The organism is Ruegeria sp. BB5 (assembly GCF_056539405.1).
Genome location: NZ_JBQFUX010000001.1, coordinates 1203475 through 1228049 on the forward strand (window position 1 = coordinate 1203475; position 24575 = coordinate 1228049).

Consider the following 24575-nt stretch of genomic DNA (forward strand, 5'->3'; position numbering starts at 1 on the left):
GGCCAAAAGCCCGTTAATCAGGCGCTAAAACCGCGTCTGCCTCTTTTTTCCGCGACTGCTGTCGGCTTCAACCCCTTCCACGCACGTAAAAGACGCAAAAAAGGAGACCGGCTGATGAATGGAGCCGATACCGCCTGGATCATAGTGGCAACCGCCCTAGTCCTGTTCATGACATTGCCGGGCCTGGCCCTGTTCTACGGCGGCCTAGTGCGCGCCCGCAACGTGCTGAGCGTCTTCATGCACTGTTTCAGCATCGCCTGTTTGATGAGCATCCTGTGGCTGGTCGCAGGCTATTCCATCGCATTTGGCGACGGTGGGTCGGGCCTTTGGGGCGGGCTGGGCAAAGCGTTTTTGAACGGTGTCGACGCCGACAGCCTGTCGGGCACCCTGCCAGAAGTCCTGTTTTTTGCCTTCCAGATGACCTTTGCCATCATCACCCCAGCCCTGATCGTTGGGGCCTATGTCGAACGTGTGGGGTTTGGGTTTGTCCTGACATTCTCAGCCCTGTGGATGTTGCTGTGCTACGCGCCCGTGGTGCATTGGATTTGGGGCGGCGGCATGCTGACCGATGGTGGCATTCTTGGTGAGGTGGGTGTCCGCGACTTTGCGGGTGGCATCGTTGTCCATGAAACCGCCGGTCTGGCTGCACTGATCATCGCCATTGCACTTGGACCACGCCGCAATCGCACGACGCCGCCGCACAACCCCGGCTTTGTCATGATTGGTGCCGCGATGTTGTGGGTCGGCTGGTTCGGTTTCAATGGCGGCTCGCAACTGGCCGCTGATGGTGGTGCGGCGATGGCGATGACTGTCACGCATATCTCGGCGGCGACCGCGTCACTGACATGGGCGCTGTACGAACGCATCAAATACGGCAAAGCCTCGATGGTGGGGCTGGTCACCGGCACAATCGCCGGTCTGGCCTCGATCACCCCGGCCTCGGGCTATGTCGATCCGGTGCAGGCGCTAATCATCGGTGCAGTCGCAGGTGTCCTATGTCAGGAGGCGGTCAACGTCATCCGCAACATCGCCAAGATCGACGACACGCTGGACGTCTTTGCCGTTCACGGCGTGGGCGGCATCTTTGGCACGCTGATGATCGCCGTATTCGGTTTGGGCGCTTGGACTGCCCAGATTGGCGGGCTGGTGATTGTGGGTGCCTTTACGGCAGTTGTCACTTTTGTGTTGATCAAACTGGTTGCACTTATCACCCCGCTTCGCGTAGACGCAGAAACCGAGACAAACGGGCTCGATCTGTCGGTACACGGTGAACGGGCCTATGATATGAGCAGCTAAGCCCACCTTAGCCTGCGCGGCCCGCAAGGGCGCAAAGCGGACCTCTTGCGGGTCCGCTTTTCTTTTGCGGCTCAGCCCTCTCGACTCTGGCCCAATGGACAGGCTATCAGCCCGCAATGTCATTTTGTCCCGAGGTTGCACCATGATCCCCAGCTCTTTCCCCGATAGCACCGAAATCGCCCGCCTGACCGCGCGGATGCTGCTGGAGATCAAGGCCGTCCACTTTAACTCGCGCGAACCGTTCACATTGGCCTCGGGTCTGCCCAGCCCGACCTATATCGATTGTCGCAAGCTGATCTCGTACCCGCGCATCCGCTCGACCTTGATGGATTTCCTGACGGTCACGGTAATGCGTGATGCGGGTTTTGAGGCGTTTGATAACATCGCAGGTGGTGAGACAGCCGGCATCCCGTTTGCCGCCATGGTCGCCGAGCGTATGGCTCTGCCGATGACCTATGTGCGCAAAAAGCCCAAAGGCTATGGCCGCAACGCCCGTATCGAAGGCGCCATGAGCGAAGGTGAGCGTGTATTGCTGGTCGAGGACCTGACGACCGATGGCGGCTCAAAGCTGTCCTTTGTGGATGCGATCCGTGAAACCGGCGCAACCTGCGGACACACAGCCGTGATCTTCTACTATGGCATTTTCCCTGAAACCGAGAAAACGCTGGGCGATCATGGCGTGAAGCTGCATCACCTTTGCACATGGTGGGATGTTTTGGCAGAGGCCAAAGCGCAGAAAGCCTTTGACCAAGAAACACTTGATGGTGTTGAGGCCTTCCTGAACGACCCGCGCAAGTGGCAGGATGCGAATAAATCCACGTAAACTTGCTGTGGATTACTTGGGGATAAACGTCTGAGAATCGGCTTTGGGGAAACAATATATAGTGACATCTGCGTGATATCCTACATAATAGACCAAATCCATTCTGGAACTATGGCGTCTTCAAAACTTATCCCAAGGCGTTACCCATAGTTACCCACAAGTATTTCCAGATAGCCGACACGCCGGTGTCGCGTGTAATAACACCGTGGGCAGCGGGGACAAAATGAACGAGATAAGCAGCATCGAGCAGGCAGCGGCGAAGATTCAGAACGCCGAAACAATGCCGCATTCCATTGAAGCCGAACAACAGCTTCTGGGTGCGATCCTGACCAACAACGATCTTTATGACCGGGTGGCCTCGATCATCGGGTCCGAGCATTTTTATGATCCGGTCCACGCCCGCATCTACGAGGTTGCGGCCAATCGCATCGCCAAGAATGCGCTGGCCTCGCCCGTCACGCTGAAATCCTTTATGGCCGAAGATGAAGGTCTGAAGGAACTGGGCGGCCCCGCCTATCTGGTGAAGCTGGCCGGGGCTTCGATCAGCGCGTTTGCTGTGCATGACTACGCCCAGATGATCTATGACTTGGCTATTCGCCGCGAGTTGATCCGGCTGGGTCGGGATATCTCTGACAAGGCGGCGCGGGTGGATGTATCCAGCGAGCCCAAAGAACAGATCGTCGAGGCTGAACAGCAACTTTATCAGTTATCCGAGCAGGGCCAGACCGAACAGGGTTTCCAATCTTTCCTCAAGGCGGTCACAGAAGCCGTCAACGTCACCAACGAAGCGTATCAACGTGGTGGTGGCATGGCGGGAATTTCTACCGGTCTGGCCGACCTGGACAAACAGTTGGGCGGGCTGCATCCGTCCGACTTGATTATTCTTGCGGGTCGTCCGTCGATGGGGAAAACCTCGTTGGCGACCAATGTGGCGTTCAACGTGGCCAAGGCGTACAAGCGCGGCACCAAGCCGGATGGCACCGAAGGCGCGATTGACGGTGGCGTTGTGGGTTTCTTCTCGCTTGAGATGAGTGCCGAGCAATTGGCGGGCCGGGTTCTGGCCGAAGCCTCCGAGATTTCCAGCCACAAAATTCGTCAGGGTGACATGACGGAATCCGAATTCCGCCGCTTTGTCGACGCGGCCAAGGATCTGGAAGCCTGCCCTTTGTTCATCGACGACACCCCGGCCCTGCCGATCTCTCAGTTGGCCGCCCGCGCGCGGCGGTTGAAGCGGACGCATGGGCTGGACCTGCTGGTCATCGACTATCTGCAGCTGTGCCGTGGCATGGCCGAAAATCGGGTTAACGAGATTGCCGAAATTTCGATGGGCATGAAGGCCATCGCCAAAGAACTGAATATCCCGGTCATCGCCCTGTCACAGCTGAGCCGTCAGGTCGAAAACCGCGACGACAAGCGCCCGCAATTGTCTGACCTGCGGGAATCGGGATCGATCGAACAGGATGCCGACGTGGTGATGTTCGTGTTCCGCGAGGAATATTATAAGGAACGCGAAAAACCCGGCGATCACGAGCTGGAAAAGATGGAAGAGTGGAAACAGGCCATGGAGCGCCTGCACGCCAAAGCCGAAGTTATCGTCGGCAAACAGCGTCACGGTCCCATCGGCACGGTCGAGCTGTCGTTCGAGGCTCAGTTCACCCGGTTCGGTAACTTGGTCAAACCCTGGCAACAGGACGGCCAAATCGAAGGCTACTGACCTACCACATCTCAGGCTTATTGAATGCGCTGACACAGCGGGACGGGCCCATAAGCGGCGCATCGTCGCCATTCAAGGATTGTCCAAGCCAACCATGTGGCATGCTCAGCGGCATGGGCGGTTGTGCGAATGTTTGTGCGATCGGTTGAAACCCGGTTTTGCAATAATATGCCGGATCACCGTAAGTCACTGCAAAATCAACCCCGTTATGGCGTAGTTGTTCCAATCCAAAGCCGATCAGTTTCTGACCAATGCCCGACTTTTGCCTGTCGGCGCGCACGGCCACCGGTGACATCAGAAAGACCTGGCGCGGGTCCTGATCATAGCTGAGCCGCGAGAATAGGATGCAACCTGCCAGATTGCGGTCGTCCAAAGCCAAAACGCCCAAAAGATCTCCATCGGGTGTTGAAAGCAGCAGGTCATCCACCAAAGCAGCAACCGCACGCCCCTCTCCTTCGCCCTCTGAGGCGGTGAAGACGTCCAGAAACAAGCCGGGCAGTTCGGCAGCCCGGGCCCGGTAGTCGGCGGTCAGGTTCAGCATTACGGCCCCTTTCAGGTGGATCAACGGTCCCGTTTCATGCGCCGAGTTGATCACAGGTCGGACACAATGACGAGAGTTCGGCTGCCCTTGTCCGAGCCTTTTTTAGCCATGATCTTGCGATACCGGCCAGAAGCTGCGTAGGAACACCGCGATATGCACAAGAATTGCCGCCTACCCCCTTGACCTGTCGCAATCCAATGTCATGAACAGCACCATGAGTACCGCACGTTTAACGATCAATCTTCAGGCGCTCGCCAGCAACTGGCGGGCGCTCAATGCAAAAACGGATGTCGAGACCGGCGCCGTGGTCAAAGCTGACGCCTACGGCCTTGGTGCCGGACCGGTGTCTGCGACCCTGGCCGAAGAAGGCGTTCGCAAGTTCTTTGTCGCCGCCGCAGAAGAAGGCGCCGCCGTGCGCAAAGCCGTTGGCCCCGAACCCCAGATTTTTGTCTTCTCAGGGTTCATGGAAGGTGACAACGGGCTGCACTTTGCTGACAACTTGATTCCTTTGATCAACTCTCCGGAACAGTTCAAACGCCTGCAACAGGCCATGCCGAGTCACCCATTCGGAGTTCAACTGGACAGTGGAATGAACCGTCTGGGCCTTGAACCCGCCGATTGGGCCGCGCTGAGATCTGAGATGGAAAGCCAGAACCCACAGTTGATCATATCGCATTTGGCTTGCTCGGATGAGCCCGACCACCCGATGAACCGTCAACAGCTAAAGACCTTCCGCGATATGACCGACGGTGTGACCGCACCACGGTCGCTTGCGGCAACGGCGGGCACGCTGATGGGCTCGGAATTCCACTTTGATTTCTGCCGTCCGGGCGTTGGTCTTTATGGCGGCATGCCATTTGCCGACGCCAAGCCCGTCGTAACCGTCGATCTGCCCGTCATTCAGGTGCGCGCGGTCGAAGTTGGTGAAACCGTCGGTTATGGCGGTAGCTGGGTTGCCCGACGCCCATCGCGAATCGCAACCGTGGCCGCAGGGTATGCGGACGGGCTGCACCGTGCCATTGGCGGCGGTATCGACGCATTTGCCGGGGACCAACCCTGCCCTGTGGTCGGTCGCATATCGATGGACCTTGTCACCATTGACGTCACTGACCTGCCCGAAGACCCAGAACGCCTGCGCATCCTGAACGGTCACCAGACAGTCGATGACCTGGCCGAGGCCGCAGGCACCATCGGGTATGAAATCCTCACTTCGCTTGGCGCGCGTTATTCACGGGGTTACGTGGAATGAATCCTCTTTCTCTGCTGGGTGGGTTGGGCCGCGCGGTCCTGGCGCTGTTTGCCACCTTTGGCAAAGTCGCGCTGTTTACGATTGATGCGATCTCGCACATTTTTCGTCCGCCCTACTACCCGCGCGAATTTATCGTCGCGCTGATGAACATCGGCTGGCTGTCCCTGCCTGTCGTCGGCCTGACCGCCATTTTCACTGGTGGCGCGCTGGCGCTGCAGATCTACGCTGGCGGCGCTCGCTTCAACGCCGAGGCCGTGGTGCCGCAGATCGTTGCCATCGGTATGGTGCGCGAACTGGGCCCCGTGCTGGTGGGCCTGATGATCGCCGCCCGCGTGACCTCGTCCATCGCAGCCGAGATCGCCACCATGAAAGTGACCGAGCAGATCGACGCGCTGGTCACCCTGTCCACTCATCCGATGAAATACCTGACGGCCCCGCGCGTTCTGGCCGCGCTGATTACCGTGCCGCTACTGGTCGGGATCGGAGATATCATTGGCATCGCGGGCGGTTATGTCGTTGCGACCCAAAATTTGGGTTTCAATCCGGCGACCTACCTGCTGAACACAGTCAATTTCCTTGAGGCCCATGACATCATGTCGTCGCTGGCCAAGGGCGCAGCCTTCGGCCTGATCGCGGCGGTCATGGGCTGCTTTTACGGCATGAACTCGGGCCGCGGTGCGCAGGGTGTGGGCCGCGCCACCAAATCCTCGGTCGAATCTGCTGCTATCATGATTCTGGCCACCAACTTCATTCTGACAGGGGTGTTCTTCTCGCTATGATCCGGATGGAGAACGTACAAAAGGCCTTTGGGGACAATCGGGTTTTGCAGGGCATGGACCTTGAGATCCCCAAGGGTACCTCGATGGTCATCATCGGCGGTTCGGGCACCGGGAAGTCGGTGGCGCTGAAATGCATCCTTGGCCTGATCAAGCCTGACAGCGGCATGATCTATGTAGATGGCAAAGACGCCACCAAGGGCGATAGGGATAAGTTTCTGGCCCGGTTCGGGATGCTCTTTCAGGGCGCGGCTTTGTTTGACTCGCTGCCCGTCTGGCAAAACGTGTCCTTCCGCCTGCTGCGCGGGCCGTTGAAACGCCCGCCAGAATACGCCCGCGAAATCGCAATCGAAAAACTGCGCCGGGTGGGTCTGAAATCCGACGTGGCCGACCGGTTTCCGTCCGAGTTGTCAGGCGGGATGCAGAAACGCGTGGGCCTCGCCCGCGCCATCGCCGCCGAGCCCGAGATCATTTTTTTCGACGAGCCCACCACCGGCCTCGACCCGATTATGTCCGGCGTCATCAATGATCTGATCCGCGAGATCGTTACCGAGATGGGCGCCACCGCGATGACCATCACCCACGACATGAGCTCCGTCCGCGCGATTGCCGACAACGTGGCCATGCTGCACGGAGGCGTCATCCAGTGGACCGGCCCAGTGAGTCAGATGGATGCGTCGGGTGATCCTTATGTAGAGCAGTTCATCAGTGGGAGTGCAGAGGGGCCGATTGAGGCAGTGCGGTGATCGAAGTTACGACATTTGGCGACCTGGCGACTTTCATTAAACAGATTGGTTTTTCCTATTTGTTTGGTCTTGGCATTATATTGTCCGGCCTTATTCCCGGTTTCAAACAAACCTCTGACTCCGGTGAAAACTACACAGACGCCATCGCCGCGTTCAGAAGGCAAAAGTTTGGCTGGGGCGCTGAAGAAAAGTACTTCGAAGCGGCAATGGAAACGTCTCCGTTTCAGACTGGTCTGGGGCTCGTTGTCTTGGCGGTCGTTGCTTTCGTTATGTCGTTTCTGATGAATAAGCTCGACGACCCATTGTTGGATATGGGTGTCGGGGTACTATTCATTCTCCTAGGTTTCAACGTCCGAAGGAATTTCCAAAAACGTTGGTCTGGAAGTATGCGGGAGTTTGACTTTTCTAGTATCGCAATAGGTTTGCTTTTCTTACTTCCCCGCATTTTACCATGATACTCCGCCTCGCCACCCTCTCCCTTTTGATCCTCTACCCAATCGCGTGGTTCGCCCCTCTTATGCGTGCGGGGCTACTTCCGATCTTCGGCCTCAGCGAAATCAGCGTCATCACCGGCGTGCAATCGCTGTGGAAATCGGACGTCTTTCTGGCGCTGATCGTCACCATCTTCGCTCTCGTCGCGCCTTACATCAAAACCATCGGCACCGCCCTGATACAGTGGGACCTGCTTGATGCCCGCGTCCAACCCGCGCTGAACATCCTCGGCAAACTGGCCATGGCCGACATTTTTCTAATCGCGCTTTACATCACGCTGGCCAAGGGAATTTCCTACGCGACCATCGAAACTGCATGGGGACTTTACCTGTTCACGGCCTGCATTCTGGCCTCGCTCGCGTTGGGCCACATTACCGAAATGACACGCAGATCACGAAATCCTCATAGCTAATTGATTGAAAACACTCATCTGAGTATCATCTTAGTATTTCGAGCAGTGACAATTTGTAGTTTTCGGGTCCGTAGCGGATCAATCTGTGTGTTTTGGATGCTCTCCGCTTGGGCCTGGTGTGTACCGGTTCTAGAAGGAGTTCGTCGAACATGACTGCCCTCCATAACATTACATTGCAATTTCAGAATGCCTTTTTAAGACTGACTTTTTTCCTCATTTGCGCGGCAGCCCTGCTTGCCGTTTCAGCCACATTATTGTCTGCCTTAGGCGTATTGCCCTGGTTATCCATGCAAGCCGGTTTCGGCGGTGGGCCAGTGCAAGACGCCGGGATGTTTATCCAGATCGGTCTGACCGTTCTGATTCTCATGCTGGCATTCTATCTGCCAGCGAATGCCCGAATGATGGCATTGGAAAACAATCACCGCAAATTTGCCCTGAACATGCACGACATATCAGACGCCTATCAAATGGCCCACGCAGCGGACCGTGGCGGCCTGTTCATGATGTCGTCCGAGTTTGACGCGGTCAAAGAACGTATGGCCTTTCTGCGCCAGCACCCTGACCTACAGACACTCGAGCCCGAAATCCTGGAACTGGCCGCACAGATGAGCCAGATCAGCCACGATCTGGCCGAAACATATGGCGACGTGCGGATCAATCGCGCCCGAACCTTCCTACAACAACGTCAGGAAGAGATTGAGCTGTTCCAGAAGCGTCTCGAAGAAGCCCAGGTGATCCAGAACGAATTGCGCCAATGGACGCGCGATGTCGAAATGGAAGAAACCATCGCCAAGTCACAACTGGCCCGCCTGCGGGATGAGCTGTTTGAGCTGTTACCCGAACTGTCGGCTCAGTTGCAAACACCTCCCAAGGACAGCTCGACCAAAGCCTCAAGCGTGGTCGCCATGTCCCCGCCCCGCGCGGCGGAATAGGCGCTTGGCGCCTTTGCTGCGGACGATGGCCTATCGGGCCTGAGGACGCGGCACCCCACCGGTGGAGATGAATGCCCTGCAAGGGCTTGAAGAACCGCCGATCCTCGGGCACCAAGGCCGCATGGCAAAAACGACTTTCTCCTGCTCGGCCTGTGGCGCGTCGCATTCGCGCTGGTCCGGGCGTTGTGACGCATGCGGCGAGTGGAACACCATTTCGCAGGACGTACCCCTTTCGGCGGGTCCCGCCAAGAAATCCTTGGGCGGCAAACGCGGCCAGTCCGTCGCACTTACCGATCTGTCGACCGAAGAAACACCCCCGCCTCGTACGCTTTGCGGGGTTGAGGAACTGGACCGCGTGCTTGGCGGTGGCCTTGTTCCCGCCTCAGCCCTGCTGGTGGGCGGCGACCCCGGTATCGGCAAATCCACCCTTCTGCTGCAGGCCGCGGCGCGCTTTTCCCGTGCGGGCGTGAAAACGATCTATATCTCAGGTGAGGAAGCCAGCGCGCAGGTTCGCATGCGCGCGCGTCGTTTAGGGCTAGAAGATGCCCCGGTGCAATTGGCCGCCGAAACCAACCTGCGCAATATCCTGACAACACTAGAGGCCGAAAAACCCGGCCTCGCCATCATCGACTCGATCCAGACGATGTGGGCTGACAACGTCGACAGCGCGCCTGGTTCGGTGTCACAAGTCCGCGCCGCCGCGCATGAATTGACCACTTTTGCGAAACGACACGGCGTGTCAATCGTCATGGTCGGCCATGTTACCAAGGAAGGTCAAATTGCAGGTCCCCGCGTGGTGGAACATATGGTCGATACGGTCCTTTACTTCGAAGGCGAACGCGGCCATCAGTTCCGCATCCTGCGCGCCGTCAAGAACCGGTTTGGCCCCGCAGACGAAATCGGCGTGTTCGAGATGACCGGTAAAGGGCTGGCACAGGTCACAAACCCTTCCGCCCTGTTCCTGTCAGAACGCGGTACACCCAGCCCCGGCTCGGCGGTCTTTGCTGGTATCGAAGGCACCCGGCCTGTGTTGGTTGAGTTGCAGGCCTTGGTCGCCCCTTCGCCCCACTCTCAACCTCGCCGCACCGTCGTGGGATGGGACAGCGGACGGCTGGCCATGATCCTTGCCGTTCTTGAAGCACGCTGTGGCATCCCCTTTGCCGGGTTGGACGTTTACCTGAACGTCGCCGGAGGGATGAAAATCAGCGAACCGGCCGCCGACCTTGCCGTGGCGGCCGCATTGCTGAGTGCCCGAGAAGACACAGCTCTGCCCGCTGATACGGTGATTTTTGGAGAAATCTCGTTATCCGGGGCACTTAGACCGGCCCCACAGACAGAAAACAGGTTGAAAGAAGCCCAAAAACTTGGTTTCACATCGGCAATCGCTCCGGCGGGCGGCAAAACCGGTACTGTGGCAGGTCTGACACTCACCCGACCCTCTGATTTGGTGGGGTTTGTTGGCGAAACCTTCGGAGCAGGTTAAGGTAACGCCTTGAGGGGCTGAAAAAAAGTACAGGCGAGGGCCATGGAAGGTTTTACAATTATCGACGGGGTGGTTGCCCTGATCATCGTCGTGTCAGGCCTGCTGGCCTATTCACGCGGATTTTTACGTGAGGTTTTGGCCATCGCTGGCTGGGTCGCAGCCGCCGTACTGGCCTTTATTTTTGCACCCCAGGCCGTTCCGCTGGTGAAAGAGATCCCGGTCGTCGGAGATTTCCTGCGCGACAGCTGCGAATTGTCGGTGATCACCGGCTTTGCCGCCGTGTTTGCGATCGCTCTGATCGTGGTCAGCATCTTTACTCCGCTGTTTTCATCGATCGTGCAACGCTCGGCCATTGGCGGGTTAGATCAGGCGCTTGGCTTATTCTTTGGCATCGCGCGCGGCATCCTGTTGGTGGCTATCGCCTTCTTTGTCTATGACACGGTCATGACCGGTCAATCTTATACGATAGTCGACGAAAGCCGTTCCGCCAAAGTGTTCGAACAATTCAGCGACCGCATCGAAGAACAAAACCCCGAGCAATGGCTGGGTTGGGTCACCCAACAATATGAAGAGCTGGTGGCAAGCTGTGGCGCCGGCACCGAGGCGCCAGAGGCATCGGAAACCACGGCACCGACCGCAACTGAATAAGAAAAAGCCCGGCATTGACCGGGCTTTTTTCTTGGCTGCCTTTCAGACGTATTCAGTTAAAAAACCTTCTCCACCGCAAACCGTGCATCGGGTGTTCTTCAGGCCAAAGCACCCCTCGCAGCGGCCCATTATGGGTTTGCCGTGGATATCGCGGCTTTTGATCACCTCGCCAGAGCCATTGCAAATCGGACAAGGCGACCGGCCCATGCCACGGCAGCGATGGCACCGGCGTTTTACTGGGTCTTCTTTTTTTCTTCCTTGCTTGTGTTCCCACATGGCTAACGTCCTATCGAAACTCATACACTAGGTAAAAAACCGCTACTTGCACCATGACAGCACAAGCATGCCTATATGTCACCTATTCCAGTCACCTTTCATAAAACGCACCTGCGACGATTGGTGAATGTGATCCTTTGATGACACAGGGCGCATTAGGCATTATGTGGAGGCCGAACTGACATGGAATCGGAGCCACCGATCTTGCTGTACCTGTTTTCTCTCGCGCTTGCCCTCGTGACATTGGCGCGTTTGCATCATCAGCCGGGATGGAAACAAGGCGCACTGGCATACCCATGCAGACGTTCAGATCATCACCGCTAGTCAAAACGTCATGGAAATTGGAGCCCGTACATGTGTGGGATTTTAGGGATCGCAAGCAGGACACATGATGTCTTTGCGGAAATCTATGACGGGCTGCTGATGCTTCAGCACCGGGGTCAGGATGCCTCGGGGATCGTCACTTATAACGACGGCTTCTTCCGTGAAAAGAAGGCAAATGGTCTGGTCAAGGACGTGTTCAACGCACAAGACGCCGAGACCCTTCTGGGTAAGATCGGCATGGGTCATGTGCGGTACCCGACCGCAGGATCGCTCAGCGCGTCCGAGGCGCAGCCGTTCTTTGTGAACGCGCCCTATGGCATCTATCTGGTTCATAATGGCAACATCACCAACACCGCCGAACAGCGTGAGAAGGTGACCGCCAAATACAGCCGCCACCTGCGCACCACGTCGGATTCCGAAATCCTGCTGAACGTGCTGGCCGACAAGGTTGCCGATGCGATCAAGGTCAACGGCAACGGCGAACCGATCCGCAACATCTTTGCCGGTGTGAAGATGACGATGGAGCGAATCCAAGGCGCCTATTCGGTAATCTGTCTGGTTGCCGGTGTCGGCATGCTGGCGTTCCGCGATCCTTATGGCATCCGTCCTCTTTCCGTCGCCAAGCGCGATGTGGACGGCGACGGCGACGATTACGCCTTTGCCTCAGAGGATGTGGCCTTTGGCATCAACGGCTTTGAAAAGCTGCGCGACCTTAACCCCGGTGAGGCCATACTGATTGATCTGGATGGAAACATGCACACCTTCCAGGCGGTCGAAGGTCAACTGACCCCGTGTATCTTTGAATATGTCTACCTGGCCCGCCCGGATTCGCTGCTGGATGGCGTTTCGGTTTACAAAACCCAGATGCGCATGGGTCAGACGCTGGCCCGCCAGATCCAAGCCGCAGGGCTTGAGATCGACCGCATCATCCCCGTGCCCGACAGCGCCCGCCCCGTGGCGCTTGAGGTCGCTAAGGCCACCGGCATTCCATACCGCGAAGGTCTGGTCAAAAACCGCTATGTCGGGCGAACCTTCATCATGCCCGGCCAGGAAGAGCGCCAGAAATCGGTGCGCCGCAAGCTGAACGCCGTTCCGTTGGAGTTCCGCGATCACAACGTTCTGCTGATCGACGATTCCATTGTGCGCGGCAATACAATCAAGAAGATCGTGCAGATGTGCCGCGAAGCCGGGGCTAAAAAAGTGTACATCGCCAGCGCCTCACCGCCGGTAAAATTCCCCAACGTCTATGGCATCGACATGCCCACCAAGCATGAACTGATCGCCAATGGCAAAGATATCGAAGAAATCCGTCAGGAAGTCGGCGCAGATGCCCTGTTCTATCAGGATCTCGACGACCTGATCTGGGCGGCCAAAGAAGGCAACCCCGAGATCGAAGCCTTTGACTGTTCCTGTTTCGACGGCAATTACATCACCGGCAGCGTCAGCGATGACTATCTGGACAGTCTCGAAAACAGCAATCGGGTCAGCAAGAAACGCGCAGATATGCAGGTTCCGGGCGGCTCGTGGAACAGCGCGAAGCTGGCCTCGGGATAGGATAGGATCCGAATCGACCTTGCTTTTTGGCCCGTTTCACCGATGTGATGCGGGCCTTTTTCTGTCTGCCTGGCAGGCCGCATCGGTAGATTTCCGCCACAACCCATCGGTGAAGAAATTGCAATCGCAAGGGCTTCGCCGCAATGCAAAATCCCCTTAGAAAGTGCTCGACCAACCGGGCTTTTCCTTTCTGATCCGGTTTGGTAGCCCGCAGGTTGCCAACCACTCAATCAAGGGGTCGGGCCGCTGTGGTCAGGCCGGAATACATGTCAAACGCCACTGTCAAAAGCGCGGCCACGCAAAAAGGCGCGCTGAAAAAAAGCTCTTTGTCTGTTCTGGGGGTCTTTGGCCCGAAATCGGACATGCGGGCCCTTATGCGTATGTCTTCGGGACGTGTGAAAGAGGTCAAGCTGGGCAGCCGCGTGTCTTCGGGCACCATCGTTGCAATTGATGCCGACGGCGTAATGCTGCGACAAAGCGGCCAGACCAAGCGGATCGTCATACCCGGCAGTTAATCTGTCTTGACGCCCTGCGTGCGGGGGTTCAAACCCCTGTCATGACCGATCAGACCAAAATTGCCCTCGTCACCGGGGCCTCTCGTGGGTTGGGCGCTGCCCTGGCCGAGGCACTGGCACCCGAATATCACATTGTCGCCGTTGCCCGCACCACCGGCGGGCTGGAAGAACTGGATGACCGCATTCGGGCCAAAGGCGGTGCCGCAACCCTGGCACCGATGGATATCGCCGACCCCAACGCCATGGCGACGTTGTGCCGGGGCATCCATGATCGCTGGAGCAAGGTGGATTTGTGGCTGCACACGGCCGTTCACACCTCGGCCCTGACACCCACGCATTTCATCGACCCGAAAGAGTGGACTAAGGCCGTAAATACCAACGCCACGGCGACGTCAGTTCTGATCCCCTATATTGCCCCCCTGTTGGGTGAAACCGGCCATGCCGTGTTCTTTGACGATCCGAAAGCCGGTCAGAAGTTTTACGGCATCTACGGTGCAACCAAGGCGGCGCAGATGGCGCTGGCACGTGGCTGGGCACAAGAGACCAAACGCACCGGCCCGCGGGTTTCAATTGTCGAACCTGCCCCGATGCCAACCGCCGTACGTGCGCGATTCCATCCCGGTGAGGATCGCGATGCGTTGACCAGCACGGCAGACGAAGCCGCTCGGATTTTGTCTTTGCTGTAAGGAATGGCCCTTTTGGCCATGCCTCCGGCGTGAGTATTTGGAAAAAGATGAAGCGGGCGGGTTAGGCGATGTGCACGCCGTTGCGCCCGGCCAGATCGACGAAGAATTGCCAAGCCACGCGGCCTGACCGCGCGCCCCGCGTTGCCTGCCATTCGATGGCTTCGGCACGCAGGGTTTCGGCGTCAATCGACACGCCATAAGCCCCGCAATAGCGGTCGATCATCGCTAGGTATTCGTCCTGATCACAAGGGTGGAAGCCCAACCACAGGCCGAACCGATCAGACAGTGAAACCTTTTCCTCGACCGCCTCAGACGGATTGATCGCGCTGGAGCGTTCATTCTCGATCATATCGCGCGGCATCAGGTGGCGGCGGTTCGAGGTGGCGTAGAATACGACGTTTTCCGGGCGCCCTTCGATACCCCCGTCCAGCACTGCCTTGAGCGATTTATAGTGCTGGTCGTCATGACTAAACGATAAGTCATCGCAGAACAGAATGAACCGGTGCGGTGCGGCACGCAGGTGATTCAGAAGGCGGGCGACTGAGCCCATATCCTCGCGCAGGAGTTCAACCAGCTTAAGATCTGGGAAATCCATCTGCAGCGTCCCGTGAACAGCTTTGACGAGGCTGGATTTTCCCATCCCCCGCGCGCCCCAAAGCAACGCGTTGTTTGCTTTGAAGCCGGCAGCAAATCGGCGCGTATTGTCCAGCAGAGTATCGCGGGACCGGTTGATGCCCACCAGCAAATCCAGATCGACGCGGTTGACCTGCGTGACGGGCTCCAGCCGATCCGGTTCAACATGCCAGACAAATGCCGGGGCAGCCGCGAAATCGGGCGCGTCCAAAGGGGCTGGTGCCATCCGTTCCAGGGCGTCGGCGATACGGTTCAGGGCTTGGTCGTCCATTGGGGCCTCCGGCGTCATGTCTTGCGCGGTTCAAACCATGTTCGAAGCGGCGCAACAAGGGCCAGGCACGAAAAAGGCGCGCCGATTGAGCGCGCCTGTTTCATGGTTTTCAGCGGGGTTACTTGCTGTCTTCTTCCCGCACGATCTCTTCGTCGGCTTCTTCTTCGTCGTCATAGTAGCCGTCGGCACGCAGTTGCTCTTCGCGCTTTTTTTCGACCCGGGCGACTAGGAAGATCGAAATCTCATACAGGCCGTAGACCACCACAAACAGAATAACCTGCGTAATCACATCAGGCGGTGTCACCAGCGCGGCAAGCACCAGAATACCGACCATTGCGTATTTGCGAACACTGCCCAATCCTTCTGCGCTGACCAACCCCGCCTTACCCATCAGGGTCAGCAGAACCGGCAGCTGGAAACACAGGCCAAAGGCTAGGATGAACTTGAGTGTAATATCCAGAGACTCGTTGACCTTCCCAAAGAAGGTGATCTTCACGCCTTCGGTGGTTTCAGGAACAACCACAATCTCGTCCGGGACGTCACCCGTGGTTGCCGAAAGCAGGTTCGCAAAAATCGAACTGACGTCAGCAAATCCTAGAAAGAACTGCATTGCCAGCGGCGTAACCACGAATTGCGCAAATGCTGCCCCCAACAGAAACATAAAGGGGGACGCGATGAGAAATGGCAGAAACGCACCTTTTTCGGACCTGTAAAGCCCCGGAGCCACAAACCGCCACAGCTGGTAGGAAATAACCGGAAATGCCAATGCGAACCCGAAAACCATCGAGATTCGGAACAGCGTGAACAAGTATTCCTGCGGCGACGTGTATTGAAGCGTCGGGGACGGATCGCCCAATTCCCGCAAGGTCGCCTCGATCGGTTGCACCAGAAACTGCAAGATCGGCTCGGCAACTGTGAAGGCCACGACAATGCCGACGATGAATGCAATCACCGACCGGATCAGTCGCGTGCGCAGTTCTGCCAGATGCTCGATCAATGGGGCCGAGCTGTCCTCGATCTCGTCGGTGTTTGTCATGTCTTGCTTTCAGTCTTCAACGCGGCTTCGGCCTCTTCGGCTTTGGCTAGCGCATCGGCGGCTTCCTTGGCCTTGCGCTCAGCTGCAGCACGGGCAGTTGAGGCCTGAATCTTCTTGGCTTGTTCAGCCCGTTCTGCGGCCAGCTTACCGGTTTCGCTGTCGGGGTCGAACTTGGTGGGATCGATGCTTTTGGCAACGTCCCGCGCCGCCTCGTTAACGCTGTCCATGGCGGTGCTGACGGGATTGGCGGCCGCGTTCAGACCCTTTTTGATCTCGTTCACACCTGCCTGATCCGCGGCCTCGTTCATGGCGCTGCTGAATTCGCGCGCCATACCACGGGCCTTGCCAACCCAGCGGCCAACATTGCGAAACAGAACCGGCAGGTCCTTTGGCCCCACAACGATCAGGGCAACAATGCCAATGACCAGAAGCTCGGTCCAACCCAGATCAAACATCTGCGCTTAGGCCTTGTCTTTGTCGGTCTCGGGCGTGACGTCCTTGGCCACTTCGGCAGCGTCCTGCTCCAGCTCGTCCGCGCCTTCTTTGACGCCCTTCTTGAACGAGGTGATGCCCTTGCCCACTTCACCCATCAACGAGCTGATTTTACCGCGGCCAAACAGCACCAGCACCACAACGGCGATCAGTAGCAGACCGGGAAGGCCGATATTGTTGAGCATGTCTCTTCTCCTTGTACGTCGACGCGTTGCGCCGGGAATGTGATCTGGGTCTGTGTCTACGCCTGCATGGCCCTGCGCAAAAGTGCGCCAGATCAATTCCGCGCTCAAAATTGATCCGATCACGCAATTTTTGCAGGCTGGCATTTCACAACTGACAGGTTTATGTCAGTTGAAGGACATTAGGAACAGGGCATCGAAACCTGGTCAACGGAGAATCAAATGACCCATGTTGCTGAAATCGTCACCTTCACCCTCGCCAACGGGACAACACCGGAAGAGTTCGTCAACCTCAGCCAGGCGTCCGAGGCGTTCGTTCGCAACGCCCCGGGTTTTGCCCACCGTCAGCTAAGCCAGGGTGAAGATGGCCGCTGGACCGACTATGTAATCTGGACGGATATGAAGGCCGCCAAGGACGCAGCGGCGCAATTCCCGCAGCAAACCTTTGCCCCGGCCTTGATGGCCGCGATCCAACCCGACAGCGTCCAGATGCGCCACGAGAATGTGCTATGGAACATGACCGCATAAACGCGGTCCGGGCGGCGTGCCATGCGCCGCTCTGATCGTCTGTTCGACATCATTCAGATCCTGCGCGACGGCAAACTGCACCGCGCGCAGGATATTGCGGACCGGCTCGAAGTGTCGGTTCGTACTATCTACCGCGATATGGACACGCTGGTGGCCTCGGGTGTTCCGGTAGAGGGTGAGCGTGGCGTAGGCTATATGGTCCGCGAGCAAATCACCCTGCCCCCGCTGAACCTGACCCCGGCCGAGCTTGAAGCGCTGAACCTCGGCATGGCCATCGTGGCCGAGGCCGCAGACCCCGATCTGAAGGCCGCCGCAGAAACCCTGGCCGACAAGATTGACGCTGTACTGCCCACCCAGGTCGTGGCCGAGGCGGACACGTGGAAATTCGCCGTCTACCCGTTTGCCGACGCTGCGCGGGGGCTGGCGCATATGGCTCCGATTCGGTCCGCGATCAAAACCCGGCAGAAACTGCACCTGTCCTATCGCCGAATCGACGGCGTTCTGACAGACCGCACCATTCGCCCTCTTCATATGGAGTACTGGGGCCGCGTCTGGACCCTTACCGCATGGTGTGAGTTGCGCGAAGGGTTCCGCGTGTTCCGCATCGACCTGATCGAAGCTGTCTCACCCCTACCGGAAATCTTCGCTGACGAGCCCGGCAAATCACTGAGCGATTTCGACCCGCACGCCTAAACCCGGCTGTCAGGTATATGGCCCGAAATGGGCCATTCCAATCACTTCAGATAAGGTTCCGGATCGACGGATTCGAACCCTTTGCGCACCTCGAAATGGACATAGGAATTGTCGCCGCCACGCAAGGATGCAATCTGTTCGCCTCGGCGCACGCGGTCGCCCTTTTTTACCGTGATCTTGTCAACGTTTGCATAGACGGTCAGCAGGTCGCTGTTGTGTTTAACCACTATAATCGGCACTTGATCCGCATCTGCGGTGATCGCCGCAACTGTCCCGGCTTCGGCTGCCTTTACCGCAGCTCCCGACTGTCCGGCGATGTCGATCCCTTCATTCTTGCCCTTGTCATAGGTACGAATGATCGTCCCGGTAACTGGCAATCCCAAGGCAGAATTACTTTGGTTTGTCGGAGCCTCGGCCGTCACGTCGGGCGCAGGTGTGGCCGGAGCGATCACCTCGTCCGGCAACGGTTGCGTGGCACTTGGCGGTGTCGGCGTGGGCGAGCCCTGGCCGGGTTGTGTCACATTGCTGGCGGGCACAGCCGCTTGTCTTGGAGCAGGCTGGTTCTTGATCGGGATTAACAGGAACTGATCCTCCCGCACGGTAAAGTCCGACCCCAAACCGTTCCATTCGGCCAGCGCATCCACTGGCACGTCGTAAAGCCGTGCAATGGTATAAGCTGTCTCGCCGCGTTTGACCTGGTGACGGATCGGCTCGGGCCCCGATGCCACAGGGGCCGGTGCAGGCGCGGCCGCAGGTTGGGCGGGCGCCAACGTCGATGTCCGTACCGAGCCATCTGCCGACGCCTCATCAATCGCGGTTCCGGCAATCGAGGCGATATCCACTGAACTGGTCGAACTGACCGTGCGCGGCAGGGCGATAACCTCGCCGTCGCGCAATTTGTCCGTCGGCTTGAGACCGTTGAACACGGCCAACTCTCCCTCGGGCAAACCGACGCGGGCAGCAACCGAGGCGACCGTATCGCCGCGTTGCGCAACGGCCACCTGATAGTTCGGATAGGTGATGACCCCGCGCGCATCCGGTGCTGGCCGGTTCGCGGTCACCCCGCGCGCGGCATCTGCGGTCGAAAATCCGCCGACCTGCCCGCGCAGATCGTAGTCCAGCGGGCCTTCGCACCCTGCCAGAATCGCCAAAGCCGCCACACCTGTCACGCAGCGGAGCATCGCTGATTTGGAAACTGCTCTCATTGTACTGTCCTCAACGCCTGCCCGTGTTTTCCGGGGTTCCGGCGCATGTTGCAGAATATTCTTTTACGCCCCGTCCCTGCCAAGCCCTTCTAACAAGGGCACGAAACGAACGGGTAACAATTCGTCATAGTCCAGACCGGTCTCGGTCCGCCTGACCCGGATCAGGGTCTGAACCGCATCCGACTGTCCCACCGGCAAAACCATGATACCGCCGATTTTAAGCTGCGCCAAGAGCGGCCCCGGAGGGTCTTCTGCCGCAGCCGTCACAATGATCCTGTCAAACGGGGCCTGTTCGGACAAACCAAAGGAGCCATCCGACAGCATCGCGGTGACATTGGTAAGCCCCAGCTCGCGAAACAGCGCACCAGTTTCGCGCACCAGTCGCTTGTGGCGTTCGACCGTATAGACCCGGCGCGCCAGTTTGGACAGGATCGCCGCCTGATAGCCCGAGCCTGTACCGACCTCTAACACTGTGTCGCGCGGGCGTACGTCCAGCGCCTGTGTCATTAGCCCCACAACTGACGGCTGGCTGATCGTCTGCCCGCAGGCAATCGGCAAAGGTGTGTCCTCATATGCGCGCTCGGCAAACAGACCTTTGACAAAGCGGCCACGGTCGACCTGCTCCATCGCGGCCAGCACACGCGCATCCGTCACCCCGCGCGATCGCAGGGCAAACAGGAACTGCATGATTGTTTCTGGATCTGGTCCGGTCATTCGATCGTCTTCAATGCCTCAAGCGCGTCATGCGCCGTCAGATCCGCGCGCATCGGCGTGACCGAGATGTAGCCCGCCAGATTAACCGCCGCATCCGTGCCCGGCGCGGTTGGGTTGTGCTGATACCCACCCTTGATCCACAGGAACCGCCGCCCAGAGGGCGAACTGTGCGGCTCGACCGAGAAATGCGTATCGCGGCGATATCCTTGCGGTGCGATCCGGGTGCCCAGAACCTCGTCCGCGGGCACGGGCGGGAAATTTACGTTGTAGAACAGACGGTAATCGCCCTGATCGGCCGGGGTCGCGTCCAATATTTTCCGCACCAGCCCCGCCCCGAACCGGGTCGCGGCCTCGAACGGATCGTCCAGCCCCAGATTACGCGGACCAAAATATTGAGACAGGGCAATCGCCGGAATGCCCTGCAACGCGGCCTCCATCGCGCCACCGACAGTGCCGGAATACAGCGTGTTTTCCGCCGAATTGTTGCCCCGGTTCACGCCAGACAACACCAAATCGGGCGGCGCGTCCTTCATCACGTCGTGCAGACCGGCCAGCACACAATCGGCGGGCGAGCCCTCGGCGGCGAAACGCCGATCCCCCAGTTTGGCGACCATCATCGGATGGGTATAGCTGATGCAATGGCCGACACCCGATTGCTCGAACGCAGGTGCAACCACCCAGACTTCTCCGTCGGGCCCAGCCAGATCGGCGGCAATCGCCTCAAGCGTGATCAGGCCCGGCGCGTTGATGCCGTCATCATTGGTCAGAAGAATACGCATTTGCCCCATCCACCGCAGCGTTTTGACCTTGATAGACCCGCCCCCGCGCGGCGGCAAGCAAAGCACGCCTGCAATCTGAGGCTTTCGCGCACCACTTGAGCCTAAACTACGTTTTCAGGCCCTAAATGGGGAAAACAAAGCACCGATCCCGGCGAATGGTCAGCCACATGACCCGTCCCGGATTTGGTACAAAAACATTCGGCACCGTGGCCTTCAGAACGGAACCATCATGGTCCATGCGGAACTCGACCAGGCTTTCGTTGCCTAAGAACCGCGCTCTCTCGACCGTGCCGCGGGCCGCAACGCCATCGGTTGCCGTCGGCAGCGGGCCTTTGCCATTGCGGTCAAAGTCCAACCGCACGTGCTGTGGCCGGAATACAATCTCAACATCTGTGCCGTCGGGAATACCCGGCGCTAGAAACTGACCAAAGGGTGTATCGGCCAACGCTCCATTCACTTGCGCTTGTAACACGTTGACATCACTGAAAAATGCCACAGCCGCTTTGTCAGCCGGACGGGTATAGACGTTGTAAGGCGCACCTTGCTGCACGATCTTGCCGCGGCGCATCAGTGCGATCTCATCAGCCATGCGCATCGCCTCTTCGGGCTCGTGCGTCACCAACACAACGGCGGCATCTTCTTCCTTGAGGATCGCCAGCGTCTCATCCCGAATACCGTCGCGCAGCCGGTTGTCGAGGCCAGAGAACGGCTCGTCCATCAGCATGATCCGTGGACGCGGGGCCAGTGCGCGGGCCAGAGCGACACGTTGTTGCTCGCCCCCGGACAGGTGATGCGGGAATTGGTCGATGAAGTGGATAAGATCAACTTTGCGCAGTAACTCATCAACGCGCGCGCGCTTTTCTTCTTTATGCCCCGTCAGGCCAAAGGCCACGTTGTCGGCAACACTTAAATGCGGAAACAGCGCAAAATCCTGAAACATCAGGCCGATCTCGCGGCGTTCGGGCGGAACCCGGAACACGGTGTCGCAGATCAGCTTGCCGTCGACATAGATCTCACCGGACTCCTGCATCTCAACCCCGGCGATCATGCGCAACGTGGTCGACTTGCCGCACCCCGAAGGCCCAAGCAGGCAAGTCACTTTCCCTGCTTCAACCGTCAAAGAGACGTCGTCAACTACAACCCGCCCCTCGTACCGTGCGTTAAGATTGCGAATTTCCAGACGAGGAGGAGTTACGTCTATTGTCACCGATGGGCCTCGTTGCCTTTTCCCGATCAAATTCATCGGTCTTAGGCGGGGATAGCAACCCCGCCCGTCCGGTGCAAGTGATCAGCAGCAGCCGCCCGAGGTAGCCTCGCCGGTCGACGCGCTCGTGATCGCGCCGGTGGCTTCAAACGGGCTTTCGCCGCCGCAACCATCGAAGATGCCATAATGCGTAGAGAAATCACCGATAAAGTCGAAATGCCGCGCGAAACGGGTATCGTTCAACATCATCCATGTATTGCCGCAGACCGGAAACACCTTGCCTGTCTCGATCGCGTGGTGGTCATCTAGTTCGAACAGATGTGGCGCGTGCGGGATGGTGCCTTTGTAGATGACGGCCTGCCCGTAATCCTCGCAAGCGGGTTCCAATACGGACAGTTTGAACAGTCGATAAGTCGCCGACAGGAACTTCAGCGGTGCGACGCGTTCTTCCAGCACAGGGTTCTCGATGGTCAGCGGGCGGTGCGTGACGCGGCGTGGATCACCGAACCCCGCCTTGCGCGACATCGACAGAAAATCGTTCCAGTACAGTGCGCCGGACAGGCATTCGCCGTACAAAACTTCATCTTCGGCCATGGCCTGCGGAACACGACGGTCGGCGTAGACGTCCGAGAAATAAATCTCACCACCCTCTTTCAGCAGACGATGGGCACCGCGTAAGACGGCCTCTTTGTCGGTGGCCAGATTGATCACACAATTCGAGACAATGATATCGAAGGAACTAGGTTCCAGGTCCAGCTCATCCAGCTTTTCGATGTAGCCGTGATGGAATTCTACGTTGCTGGCGGCATGACCAAAGGCCTGCGCGTGGAAATCCTGATGCGCGCGGGCGACGTCTAGCTGTTCCGGCGTCATGTCGACCCCGACCACGCGACCCTTTTCACCCACCATCGCCGACAGAGCGTAAACGTCGCGACCAGCCCCGCAACCCAGATCAAGGATGCTCATCCCCTCCAGATCCAGCGGCGCGATCAGGCCGCAACCATAGTAGCGCGTCAGCACATCATCATGAATTTTCGAGAGGATCTTTTTGACATGGTCCGGCATGTCATCGGGAGTACAGCAAGCGTTGGTTTGCAAATCCGCGCTGCCCTGAAGGACCTCGCCATAGTAATTCTGCACTGATTCATGCTTCATCGCAGCACCCCTTTCCTCACTGGCTGCTTCGCAGCTAATGCAGCACTGCCGCCTGTGCAACCACTGCTACCAATTTTGACAAAAGCGTGAGGGTCCTGCCCTAGCCCAGCAGGTCGAAATCGACCGAGGCGCGAACCTGCCCATTCACCTGAATCTCTAGCCGATGTGCGCCGGGAACCAGCTTGAACGTGGTCGCATTGCCTTTCAGCTTGTGCTTCTTGGTCAGACTCAGCACACCACCGCGCAAGGTCGCCTGCTTCAGCTTATGCACCTTGGCCGAAGTTTTGCCGCCAGGGCGTTGAAAGTGAATGATATAGTCGACCAGAACAGGTTGATCCCCCGCACCGTTCAGCGAGACATCGAACTCGAGCGCCCCACCAATCCGCGCCTCTTGGCTTACCAGCACGCTGGCGGTTATCTCGGCCTCAGGATCGAAGCCCAACATCTTCATGGCGCCGGGATGGCCTGCCTTCACCAGCCCCCGCAGCGTATGTGAGGTCATCCAGCGCAGTTCGTCCCGATCCTGTGTCCCGGTTTCGGACCAGCCCTGTAACCGGTCCAGCACCAGCGCAGGGTCTTTCTTGGTGATGTCGTTCAGATGGTTCGCCACAGATCGCGTAACATAGCGTGTTGGGTCACTATGCAGCCGGTCCAACAATGGCAGCGGGTCGGTCAGTTCCAGCCCTACCGCCTGCCCCCAAGGCAACCGTGGTCGTGTGCCTTCACTGACCAGACGGCGCACGTGATAGCTGTCATGCCCGCACCATAGTTCCATCCGCGCCATGACCTGATCCGGATAGCGGTTGAGGAATGGGCGAATGGCCCACTCCATCGAAAACCGTTGGGTCAGTTCTTCAAGCACGTCCAAAGCCAGATCAGGATACTCCAACCCCACTGAAACGATCCAATCCCCCAAAGGCGCAAAGATGAAATCACCGAAATCATCATCTGTTTTGGTTGGGTCCAAAGGCGGTGGCAGTGCGCGCAGAAGGATTGGCGCGACAGTCGGCAGCTCTCCGGGTATTGCCTTTTGCAGGCAGTCGGCAATCCAGGCCATACGCTCTTTAAGCTCGAGCTCCAGAAGCCGTGACATGACCTTTGCCTCGAACGCATTGGTATCAAAGGATGGATCAGCATCGGCGAAAAGGCCCGCTAAAAAACCGGTCTTTTCCGCATTAAACAAGTGATCTTTGAGCGAGAAGTTCTGTGCCATGAC

The 24575-nt window shown here is 58.1% G+C and carries 27 protein-coding genes; 16 read left to right on the plus strand and 11 right to left on the minus strand.

Features of this window, described 5'->3' with window-relative positions:
* Positions 1–114 precede the first annotated feature (114 nt).
* From ACR0DL_RS05945 to ACR0DL_RS05955, 3 genes are all read left to right on the plus strand, one after another.
* The gene (locus ACR0DL_RS05945) at positions 115–1296 is read left to right on the plus strand and encodes an ammonium transporter (protein ID WP_170348896.1); all 1182 of its coding nucleotides are present in this window, start codon (positions 115–117) and stop codon (positions 1294–1296) included.
* 142 nt (positions 1297–1438) lie between these two features.
* Positions 1439–2119, plus strand: a complete 681-nt coding sequence (locus ACR0DL_RS05950) for an orotate phosphoribosyltransferase (protein WP_170348897.1) — start codon at positions 1439–1441, stop codon at positions 2117–2119.
* A 223-nt stretch (positions 2120–2342) separates the two neighbouring features.
* The gene (locus ACR0DL_RS05955) at positions 2343–3833 is read left to right on the plus strand and encodes a replicative DNA helicase (RefSeq protein ID WP_170348898.1); all 1491 of its coding nucleotides are present in this window, start codon (positions 2343–2345) and stop codon (positions 3831–3833) included.
* A 1-nt stretch (position 3834) separates the two neighbouring features.
* Here the strand turns inward: ACR0DL_RS05955 and ACR0DL_RS05960 are convergent, their stop codons facing one another.
* Positions 3835–4374: a GNAT family N-acetyltransferase gene (locus tag ACR0DL_RS05960; protein WP_254438704.1), complete on the minus strand. Its 540-nt coding sequence runs from the start codon at positions 4372–4374 to the stop codon at positions 3835–3837.
* 214 nt (positions 4375–4588) lie between these two features.
* On the opposite strand from ACR0DL_RS05960, the gene alr reads away from it, so the two are divergent.
* The 11 genes from alr to ACR0DL_RS06015 all read left to right on the plus strand — a co-directional run bounded on the left by alr (position 4589) and on the right by ACR0DL_RS06015 (position 14467).
* A complete protein-coding gene (gene alr, locus ACR0DL_RS05965) occupies positions 4589–5623 on the plus strand; it encodes an alanine racemase (protein ID WP_480688066.1) in 1035 nt (344 codons plus the stop codon).
* On the plus strand, positions 5620–6402 hold the full coding sequence (locus ACR0DL_RS05970) for an MlaE family ABC transporter permease (protein WP_170348900.1): 783 nt from the start codon (positions 5620–5622) through the stop codon (positions 6400–6402). Before alr ends, ACR0DL_RS05970 begins: the two co-directional genes overlap by 4 nt.
* On the plus strand, positions 6399–7145 hold the full coding sequence (locus ACR0DL_RS05975) for an ABC transporter ATP-binding protein (RefSeq protein WP_170358754.1): 747 nt from the start codon (positions 6399–6401) through the stop codon (positions 7143–7145). The genes ACR0DL_RS05970 and ACR0DL_RS05975 overlap by 4 nt, the downstream gene beginning before the upstream one ends.
* Positions 7142–7600: a hypothetical protein gene (locus tag ACR0DL_RS05980; protein ID WP_480688069.1), complete on the plus strand. Its 459-nt coding sequence runs from the start codon at positions 7142–7144 to the stop codon at positions 7598–7600. Before ACR0DL_RS05975 ends, ACR0DL_RS05980 begins: the two co-directional genes overlap by 4 nt.
* Positions 7597–8049, plus strand: a complete 453-nt coding sequence (locus ACR0DL_RS05985) for a paraquat-inducible protein A (RefSeq protein ID WP_480688071.1) — start codon at positions 7597–7599, stop codon at positions 8047–8049. The genes ACR0DL_RS05980 and ACR0DL_RS05985 overlap by 4 nt, the downstream gene beginning before the upstream one ends.
* A gap of 329 nt (positions 8050–8378) precedes the next feature.
* Positions 8379–8981: a DNA repair protein gene (locus tag ACR0DL_RS05990; RefSeq protein ID WP_254440496.1), complete on the plus strand. Its 603-nt coding sequence runs from the start codon at positions 8379–8381 to the stop codon at positions 8979–8981.
* Between the two features lie 121 nt (positions 8982–9102).
* On the plus strand, positions 9103–10464 hold the full coding sequence (radA, locus tag ACR0DL_RS05995) for a DNA repair protein RadA (RefSeq protein ID WP_480688073.1): 1362 nt from the start codon (positions 9103–9105) through the stop codon (positions 10462–10464).
* A gap of 42 nt (positions 10465–10506) precedes the next feature.
* A complete protein-coding gene (locus ACR0DL_RS06000; RefSeq protein WP_480688075.1) occupies positions 10507–11112 on the plus strand; it encodes a CvpA family protein in 606 nt (201 codons plus the stop codon).
* Positions 11113–11742: 630 nt separating this feature from the next.
* Entirely contained in the window at positions 11743–13266 is a 1524-nt protein-coding gene (gene purF, locus ACR0DL_RS06005) for an amidophosphoribosyltransferase (RefSeq protein ID WP_170348907.1), read from the plus strand.
* Between the two features lie 266 nt (positions 13267–13532).
* The gene (locus ACR0DL_RS06010) at positions 13533–13781 is read left to right on the plus strand and encodes a hypothetical protein (RefSeq protein WP_170348908.1); all 249 of its coding nucleotides are present in this window, start codon (positions 13533–13535) and stop codon (positions 13779–13781) included.
* Positions 13782–13822: 41 nt separating this feature from the next.
* The gene (locus ACR0DL_RS06015; RefSeq protein ID WP_480688077.1) at positions 13823–14467 is read left to right on the plus strand and encodes an SDR family NAD(P)-dependent oxidoreductase; all 645 of its coding nucleotides are present in this window, start codon (positions 13823–13825) and stop codon (positions 14465–14467) included.
* 61 nt (positions 14468–14528) lie between these two features.
* Here ACR0DL_RS06015 and ACR0DL_RS06020 read toward each other — a convergent pair whose 3' ends face one another.
* The 4 genes from ACR0DL_RS06020 to ACR0DL_RS06035 form a co-directional block, all read right to left on the minus strand.
* A complete protein-coding gene (locus ACR0DL_RS06020; protein WP_480688079.1) occupies positions 14529–15371 on the minus strand; it encodes an ATP-binding protein in 843 nt (280 codons plus the stop codon).
* A gap of 118 nt (positions 15372–15489) precedes the next feature.
* The gene (tatC, locus tag ACR0DL_RS06025) at positions 15490–16407 is read right to left on the minus strand and encodes a twin-arginine translocase subunit TatC (protein WP_480688081.1); all 918 of its coding nucleotides are present in this window, start codon (positions 16405–16407) and stop codon (positions 15490–15492) included.
* A complete protein-coding gene (tatB, locus tag ACR0DL_RS06030; RefSeq protein ID WP_170348912.1) occupies positions 16404–16862 on the minus strand; it encodes a Sec-independent protein translocase protein TatB in 459 nt (152 codons plus the stop codon). The genes tatC and tatB overlap by 4 nt, the downstream gene beginning before the upstream one ends.
* Before the next feature lie 6 nt (positions 16863–16868).
* Complete coding sequence (locus ACR0DL_RS06035) at positions 16869–17084, minus strand: twin-arginine translocase TatA/TatE family subunit (RefSeq protein WP_170348913.1); 216 nt, start codon at positions 17082–17084, stop codon at positions 16869–16871.
* Between the two features lie 219 nt (positions 17085–17303).
* Here ACR0DL_RS06035 and ACR0DL_RS06040 point away from each other — a divergent pair, with 219 nt between their 5' ends.
* Both ACR0DL_RS06040 and ACR0DL_RS06045 read left to right on the plus strand, forming a co-directional pair.
* Positions 17304–17609, plus strand: coding sequence for a hypothetical protein (locus ACR0DL_RS06040; RefSeq protein ID WP_480688083.1), 306 nt, complete (start codon positions 17304–17306; stop codon positions 17607–17609).
* Between the two features lie 21 nt (positions 17610–17630).
* Complete coding sequence (locus tag ACR0DL_RS06045) at positions 17631–18302, plus strand: helix-turn-helix transcriptional regulator (RefSeq protein ID WP_480646898.1); 672 nt, start codon at positions 17631–17633, stop codon at positions 18300–18302.
* 41 nt (positions 18303–18343) lie between these two features.
* Here the strand turns inward: ACR0DL_RS06045 and ACR0DL_RS06050 are convergent, their stop codons facing one another.
* The 6 genes from ACR0DL_RS06050 to ACR0DL_RS06075 form a co-directional block, all read right to left on the minus strand.
* Positions 18344–19507 carry a peptidoglycan DD-metalloendopeptidase family protein gene (locus ACR0DL_RS06050; RefSeq protein WP_480688085.1) on the minus strand — a complete coding sequence of 388 codons (1164 nt, stop codon included), beginning with the start codon at positions 19505–19507 and terminating at the stop codon, positions 18344–18346.
* Positions 19508–19570: 63 nt separating this feature from the next.
* Positions 19571–20221 (minus strand): protein-L-isoaspartate(D-aspartate) O-methyltransferase, encoded by a 651-nt coding sequence (locus tag ACR0DL_RS06055; protein ID WP_170348917.1) that lies wholly within the window; start codon positions 20219–20221, stop codon positions 19571–19573.
* On the minus strand, positions 20218–21000 hold the full coding sequence (gene surE, locus ACR0DL_RS06060) for a 5'/3'-nucleotidase SurE (RefSeq protein WP_480688087.1): 783 nt from the start codon (positions 20998–21000) through the stop codon (positions 20218–20220). Before surE ends, ACR0DL_RS06055 begins: the two co-directional genes overlap by 4 nt.
* Before the next feature lie 121 nt (positions 21001–21121).
* A complete protein-coding gene (locus ACR0DL_RS06065) occupies positions 21122–22243 on the minus strand; it encodes an ABC transporter ATP-binding protein (protein WP_170358774.1) in 1122 nt (373 codons plus the stop codon).
* Between the two features lie 45 nt (positions 22244–22288).
* Positions 22289–23359 carry a methyltransferase domain-containing protein gene (locus ACR0DL_RS06070; protein WP_226688366.1) on the minus strand — a complete coding sequence of 357 codons (1071 nt, stop codon included), beginning with the start codon at positions 23357–23359 and terminating at the stop codon, positions 22289–22291.
* 100 nt (positions 23360–23459) lie between these two features.
* A complete protein-coding gene (locus ACR0DL_RS06075) occupies positions 23460–24572 on the minus strand; it encodes a DNA alkylation repair protein (RefSeq protein ID WP_480688089.1) in 1113 nt (370 codons plus the stop codon).
* Between the last annotated feature and the right edge of the window lie 3 nt (positions 24573–24575).

Coding starts and splice junctions, on each gene's coding strand:
- ACR0DL_RS05945 (WP_170348896.1), top strand. CDS start 115: ATGAATGGAGCCGATACCGCCTGGATCATAGTGGCAACCGCCCTAGTC.
- ACR0DL_RS05950 (WP_170348897.1), top strand. CDS start 1,439: ATGATCCCCAGCTCTTTCCCCGATAGCACCGAAATCGCCCGCCTGACC.
- ACR0DL_RS05955 (WP_170348898.1), top strand. CDS start 2,343: ATGAACGAGATAAGCAGCATCGAGCAGGCAGCGGCGAAGATTCAGAAC.
- ACR0DL_RS05960 (WP_254438704.1), bottom strand. CDS start 4,374: ATGCTGAACCTGACCGCCGACTACCGGGCCCGGGCTGCCGAACTGCCC.
- alr (WP_480688066.1), top strand. CDS start 4,589: ATGAGTACCGCACGTTTAACGATCAATCTTCAGGCGCTCGCCAGCAAC.
- ACR0DL_RS05970 (WP_170348900.1), top strand. CDS start 5,620: ATGAATCCTCTTTCTCTGCTGGGTGGGTTGGGCCGCGCGGTCCTGGCG.
- ACR0DL_RS05975 (WP_170358754.1), top strand. CDS start 6,399: ATGATCCGGATGGAGAACGTACAAAAGGCCTTTGGGGACAATCGGGTT.
- ACR0DL_RS05985 (WP_480688071.1), top strand. CDS start 7,597: ATGATACTCCGCCTCGCCACCCTCTCCCTTTTGATCCTCTACCCAATC.
- ACR0DL_RS05990 (WP_254440496.1), top strand. CDS start 8,379: ATGTTTATCCAGATCGGTCTGACCGTTCTGATTCTCATGCTGGCATTC.
- radA (WP_480688073.1), top strand. CDS start 9,103: ATGGCAAAAACGACTTTCTCCTGCTCGGCCTGTGGCGCGTCGCATTCG.
- ACR0DL_RS06000 (WP_480688075.1), top strand. CDS start 10,507: ATGGAAGGTTTTACAATTATCGACGGGGTGGTTGCCCTGATCATCGTC.
- purF (WP_170348907.1), top strand. CDS start 11,743: ATGTGTGGGATTTTAGGGATCGCAAGCAGGACACATGATGTCTTTGCG.
- ACR0DL_RS06010 (WP_170348908.1), top strand. CDS start 13,533: ATGTCAAACGCCACTGTCAAAAGCGCGGCCACGCAAAAAGGCGCGCTG.
- ACR0DL_RS06015 (WP_480688077.1), top strand. CDS start 13,823: ATGACCGATCAGACCAAAATTGCCCTCGTCACCGGGGCCTCTCGTGGG.
- ACR0DL_RS06020 (WP_480688079.1), bottom strand. CDS start 15,371: ATGGACGACCAAGCCCTGAACCGTATCGCCGACGCCCTGGAACGGATG.
- tatC (WP_480688081.1), bottom strand. CDS start 16,407: ATGACAAACACCGACGAGATCGAGGACAGCTCGGCCCCATTGATCGAG.
- tatB (WP_170348912.1), bottom strand. CDS start 16,862: ATGTTTGATCTGGGTTGGACCGAGCTTCTGGTCATTGGCATTGTTGCC.
- ACR0DL_RS06035 (WP_170348913.1), bottom strand. CDS start 17,084: ATGCTCAACAATATCGGCCTTCCCGGTCTGCTACTGATCGCCGTTGTG.
- ACR0DL_RS06040 (WP_480688083.1), top strand. CDS start 17,304: ATGACCCATGTTGCTGAAATCGTCACCTTCACCCTCGCCAACGGGACA.
- ACR0DL_RS06045 (WP_480646898.1), top strand. CDS start 17,631: ATGCGCCGCTCTGATCGTCTGTTCGACATCATTCAGATCCTGCGCGAC.
- ACR0DL_RS06050 (WP_480688085.1), bottom strand. CDS start 19,507: ATGAGAGCAGTTTCCAAATCAGCGATGCTCCGCTGCGTGACAGGTGTG.
- ACR0DL_RS06055 (WP_170348917.1), bottom strand. CDS start 20,221: ATGACCGGACCAGATCCAGAAACAATCATGCAGTTCCTGTTTGCCCTG.
- surE (WP_480688087.1), bottom strand. CDS start 21,000: ATGCGTATTCTTCTGACCAATGATGACGGCATCAACGCGCCGGGCCTG.
- ACR0DL_RS06065 (WP_170358774.1), bottom strand. CDS start 22,243: ATGAATTTGATCGGGAAAAGGCAACGAGGCCCATCGGTGACAATAGAC.
- ACR0DL_RS06070 (WP_226688366.1), bottom strand. CDS start 23,359: ATGAAGCATGAATCAGTGCAGAATTACTATGGCGAGGTCCTTCAGGGC.
- ACR0DL_RS06075 (WP_480688089.1), bottom strand. CDS start 24,572: ATGGCACAGAACTTCTCGCTCAAAGATCACTTGTTTAATGCGGAAAAG.